2 protein-coding genes are annotated in these 5,833 nt (G+C 72.6%); both read right to left on the bottom strand.

From position 1 onward, the window contains the following. A partial coding sequence (locus ACWDZ7_RS42460; RefSeq protein WP_451804271.1) for a condensation domain-containing protein occupies positions 1–1,697 on the bottom strand: 1,697 nt, incomplete at its 3' end. Beyond that, positions 1,694–5,833 (bottom strand): amino acid adenylation domain-containing protein (locus tag ACWDZ7_RS42455; RefSeq protein WP_451804269.1); only part of this gene is annotated, 4,140 nt, incomplete at its 5' end. The genes ACWDZ7_RS42460 and ACWDZ7_RS42455, both read right to left, overlap by 4 nt.

The raw sequence follows: 5,833 nt of genomic DNA, 5'->3' as shown, positions 1-5,833 counted from the left end.
GCAGCACCCGCCTTCCACACACCCAGCAAAGCCACCAACAGATCGACCGACCGCTCCATCACCACCGCGACACGATCACCCCGACCCACACCCAACCCCGCCAGATACGCCGCGAAACGACCCGCCTTATCGCCGAACTCCCGGTAGGACAGGACCTGTTCCCCGTCGACCACGGCCGGCGCATCAGGCCGCAGCCCCACCTGCCCGGCAAACAACTCCAACACCGAAGCCCCCGGCACCGGCGCCACCGTCGCATTCCACGCCTCCACCACCCGCTCACGCTCCACGCGGCCCACCACATCGACCCGGCCCACCGGCACCGACGGATCCGCCACGATCTGCTCAAGCACCCGTATCAGCCGCTGTCCCAGCTCGGAAACCGCCCGCTGGTCGAACACATCGGGCCGATATGTGAAGCGGACATCGAGGTGGTCGGCCAGGAGGACGCCGAGGGTCAGCGGGTAGTTGGTCGCCTGGGGGCCCGGCGAGACGGTGAAGGCGGGGGTGTCGGGGGCGGTGGGGTCCGTGGGCGGAGTGGGGTAGTTCTCGTAGACCACGAGCGTGTCGAAGACGGCACCGGGACCGGCCAGCTTCTGGATCTCCGGAAGTCCCAGATGCTGGTGGGCGATGAGTGCGGACTGGCGCTCCTGGAGGCGCGTCAGCATGTGGTCCACCGACTGTCCGCCGTCGAGGCGCACGCGTACCGGCAGCGTGTTGATGAACAGGCCGATCATCGATTCCACGCCGGGCAGTTCGGCGGGGCGTCCCGCGACGGTCGCGCCGAACACCACGTCCGTACGCCCCGCGAGCCGCGCCAGGACCAGCGCCCAGGCCCCTTGGATCACCGTGTTCACGGTCAGGCCCTGCGCGCGGGCCAGCTCCGCCAGCGCCCGGGTGGATTCCTCGGAGAGCCGCACCACGACTTCTTCGGGCAGCACCGGCAGCACGGGTGCCCCGCCCGGGTCCGCCGGGGCCACGAGGGTCGGCTCGTCGGCCCCGGCCAGCTCCGCACGCCAGGCGGCACGCGCCGCCTCCTTGTCCTGCCGGCCCAGCCAGACCAGGTAGTCCCCGTACGAAGCCGACCGCTTGAGCACGGAGGCGTCGCCGCCCGCCTCGTACACCTCCGAGAGCTCGCCGAGGAGGACCGGCATCGACCAGCCGTCCATCAGGAGGTGGTGGGAGGTGACGACGAGCCGGTGCCGGTGCTCGCCGAGGCGGATCAGCAGCAGCCGGAGCAGCGGCGGGACCGTCAGGTCGAGGCGCTCCGCCCTTTCCCGCGCGGCCAGTCGCTCGGCGCGGGCCGAGCGTACGGGCTCCGCCTGCGCCGACAGGTCGACCTCGTGCCAGGGCACCGTCACGTTCCGGGTGATGAGTTGGACCGCCTCGCCCGTCTTCCTGCGGTGGAAGCTCGCCCGCAGCGCCGCGTGCCGGTCGAGGAGCGCCTCCCACGACGCCCGTAGACGGTCGGCGTTCAGCGGTCCTTCGACGGCCAGCGTGAACTGCACGGAGTAGACGTCGGGGCCCTGGTCGTCGAAGTCGGCGTGGAACAGCAGGCCCTCCTGGAGCGGCGACAGCGGCCACACTCCCGCGAGGGCCGAGCCCTTCGCTGAGCCCTGGGCCGAGTCGCGGGCCGGTCCATGGTCCGGGCCATGGTCGGGACCACGGGCCGGACCTGGGGCGGCGGTTGATGACTTCACCGGGACAGACCCTCCTGGAGCTTGGCTGCTATCGCTTCGAATTGGTCGACCTCGTCCTGTTCGAGGTCGAGGAGATGGAAGTCGGACGGGGTGTGCCCACCGGCCGCGGGCTCGTCCGTGTGGGCGGCGAGGCCTGCCAGCATCCGCAGCCAGGCCCGGCCCAGACGCTCCATGTCGGCGTCGTCCAGGAGCTGACCCGGCCGGCTGAGGGTGACGGTCAGCTCGGGTCCGGCCGGGGTGTCCCGGACCACCGCGAGTCCTTCCACCACATGCATGGCCGGCAGGTCCGGTTCGGCGGAGCCACCGATCGCCGCCGCCCCGGCCAGCTGCCACTCGCCTAGCGTGCCTGGTGTGCCGTGCGCGCCAGCCGTGCCGTCCATCGGTCCGGCGGCGAACCGGCCGAGATAGTTGAAGCCGATCTGCGCGGTCGGCGCGGCTTCGAGGACCGGGCCCGTCTCGGCGTTGAGTCGGCGGAGCAGTTCGTAGCCGAGGCCGTCGCCGGGCACTGCCCTGGCCTGTTCCTTGACGGCCTTCACCAACGTACCCGCCGCCGGGCCACCGGCCATAGCGTCGTCCAGGTCGGCGCCGGTCACCTCGATGCGGACCGGGTGGACGCTGGTGAACCAGCCGACGGTGCGGGACAGATCCGTGCCCTCCAGGTGTTCACGGCCGTGCCCCTCGATGTCCACGAGGAGTCCTCCGGTCGCGGCCCGCGGCCGCCAGTGCGCGACGGCGGCCGCCAGGGTCGCGAGGAGCACGTCGTCCACTCCGCAGTGGAAGGCGCTGGGGGTGCGGCCCACCAAGGTGGCCGCCTGCTGCCGCGGCACTGTCCACGAGCGGCGACGCAGCGTCCGCGCGGTGTCCACCGCCGGGTCCAGCGCCCGGTGGCCCAGCGGTGGCCGGGCCTGTCCGAGCAGCGCGGACCAGCCGTCCAGCTCGGCGACCCGGCTCTGCGTGCGTGCCTGTGCGGAGAGAAGTTCCGACCAGCGCCGGAACGAGGTCCCCACCGGATCGAGGACCGGCTCACGCCCGGCCGCCACCGCTTCGCACGCCGCCTGGAGGTCCGGGAGCAGCACCCGCCACGACACCCCGTCGACCACCAGGTGATGCACCACCAGCACGGCCCGTCCCGGGCGGGCGGGCCCGGCGTCCACCCAGACCGCCCGCACCATCACGCCGGACGCCGGGTCAAGCAGCTCCGCCGCCTCACGCGCGGCCCGCCCCGCGATCTCATCCAGGGCGTCGTCCGTCGCGTCCGCCGCACTGGAGGTGCCCACCGCGTCCACCCGGGCCACCAGCCCCCCGGCATCCACCGAACCGCGCTCCCCGACGATCAGCCTCAGCTCTCCCGGGACGGTCCGCGCCCGCAGCATGTCGTGCGTGTCGAGGAGCGCCCCGAGACCGGCCGCCAGCACATCGAGGCCGAGGCCCGCCGGCGCACCGACGGTCATCCACTGTGTGAAGCCCGCGCCCGCGGCTCGCTCGCCGAACGCCCGCATGACCGGGGTCCAGGGCACCTCCCCCACGCCGACGTCGAGGACGGCGGCGGCGCGTTCCGCCGTCCCGATCGCCTCCGCGACGGCGGCGAGGCGCTCGGGGGTCTTCTCCTCGAACACGTGCCTGGGCGTCAGTACCAGGCCCGCCCTGCGCGCCCGGGACACCAGTTGCATGGAGCTGATCGAGTCGCCGCCCAGCTCGAAGAAGCCGTCGTCCGCGCCGACGCGCTCAAGGCCGAGCATCTCGGCGAACACGTCGCACAGGATTCGCTCCGTCTCCGTACGCGGCTCCCTGCCCGAGACGCGCTCGGCGAAGTCGGGCGCGGGCAGGGCGGCACGGTCGAGTTTGCCGGTCACCGTGAGCGGCAGCGCGTCGAGGACGAGGACCGCCGTCGGCACCATGTACTCCGGCAGCGCGCGGGCGGCGAAGTCGCGTACCGTCCGCCCGTCCACCGCGCGTGTGTCCGCGGCCACGTAGCCGATCAGTCGGCGTTCGCCCGGTCGGTCCTCCCGCACCAGCACCACGGCCTCGCGCACGCCGGCGCAGCTTTCGAGAGCGGCCTCGACCTCGCCGGGTTCGATCCGGTGTCCGCGGATCTTGAGCTGGCCGTCGGCGCGGCCCGCGAAGACCAGTTCGCCCTCGCTGGTCCACCGCACCACGTCCCCGGTGCGGTACATCCGCTCGCCCGTCCCGAACGGGCAGGCCACGAACCGCTGCGCCGAGAGACCGGCGCGCCCCGGGTAGCCGCGCGCGAGCCCGGCACCGGCCACGTACAGCTCGCCCGCCACGCCCACCGGCACGGGCCGCAGGGCCGGGTCCAGCACGTACACCTTGATGTTGCCGATCGGGCCGCCGATCGGTGTCGCGGCGTCGCGGTCCCGGCGTACCTGGTTGACCGTGGAGATGACCGTCGCCTCGGTGACGCCGTACTGGTTGTACATGGTGCGTCCCGGCAGCCAGCGCCGGCGTGCCTCGGCGGGCATGGGCTCGCCTCCGGTCACCAGCATGCGCAGGTCCGGTACGTCCTCCGGCCGTATCTGGGACAGGTAGGTCGGCGTGGTCGCCAGATGGGTGACGCCCTGCGCCCGCATCAGCAGGGTCAGCTCGTCGCCGGAGGTGTCCAGTTTGGCGGGGGCCAGGACGAGCCGTCCGCCCGCGCACAGTGTCGGCCAGATGTCCGCCATGGAGACGTCGAAGCTCGGCGAGACGAGTTGCAGGACGCGGCTGTCCTCGTCGATTCCGTAGCGCTCCACGTTGTCCGCGACGAGGTTGCGCAGCCCGTGGTGGGTGACCGCCACGCCCTTCGGCGCCCCCGTCGACCCCGAGGTGTGGATCACGTACGCGGCGTTGTCCGCCCCCAGCGGCGCCCGGCGCTCCGCGTCGCGCAGCGGGCCGCCCGCGCGTTCCGCCACCTCTGCGGCCACCGCCGGGTCGTCCATGACCACGACCCGGCCCGAGCCCTCTTCCGGTACGACGGCCCGGGTCCGCGTGGTGCACAGGACCACCGCCGGATCGGAGTCCTCCAGCAGGTACGCCACGCGCTCCGGCGGGTACTCCGGGTCCACCGGCACGAACACCCCGCCGGCCGTGGACACCGCGAGCAGCGACACCACCAGCGCCACCGACCGTTCCACGACGACCGCCACCCGGCACTCCGGGCCCACGCCCGCATCGATCAGGTGACGCGCGAGACGCGCCGCCGCGTCCGCCAACTCCTCGTAGGTGAGGGCTTCTTCACTCGATACGACCGCCATCGCGTCCGGCGACCGCACCACCCGTTCCTCGAAGAGCTCCACGACCGACGACGGCCGCACCGGGCGGGCGGTGTCGTTCCACCGCTCCACCACGCGCGAGCGTTCGGCCGCCGTCAGGACATCCACATCACTGAGGCGGATGTCCGGATCGGCGGCGACCTGTTCAAGGACGCGCACCAGGCGCTGCGCCAGTGCCTGGACCGTTTCTTCGTCGAACAGGTCCGTCGCGTACAGGATTTCGCCGTCCAGTCCTGCCGGGGCGCCGTGTCGGTCGCGGCGCTCGACGGCGGACACCGCCAGGTCGAACCGGGCGGCGAGCTCGGGCGGCAGCGGCGAGGGACCCACCCGTACGCCCGGAAGGTCCCACTCGGCCTCGGGCACGTTCTGCAGGGCCAGCATCACTTGGAAGAGGGGTGTGCGGGACAGCGACCGGGACGGGTTCAACTCCTCGACCAGGCGCTCGAAGGGCACGTCCTGATGCGCGTACGCCGCCAGGTCCGTCGCCCGCACCCGCTCCAGCAACTCGGCGAAGGTCGGATCTCCGCTCAGGTCGGCCCGCAGCACAAGCGTGTTGACGAAGAAACCGACCAGGTCCTCCAACGCCGCGTCACCCCGCCCCGCGACCGGCGTCCCCAACGGAATGTCCTCGCCCGCACCCATTCGGGAGAGCAGCACACTCACGGCCGCGTGTACGACCATGAACATCGTCGCCCGGCCCTCCCGGGCCACCTGCACCAAGCGGGCGTGGGTCTCCGCGTCCGTGGCCACCGGCACCAGCCGCCCTTTGAAGGACGGCACCGCAGGCCGCGCCCGGTCGGCGGGCAACGCCACCTCATGTGGTACGCCGGTCAATTCGTCGCGCCAGTACGCCAACTGGCCGCTGAT

The organism is Streptomyces sp. NPDC003032, assembly GCF_053591415.1.
The sequence above is the reverse complement of the archived record's forward strand: the minus strand, read 5'-3'. Positions and strand labels throughout refer to the sequence as shown.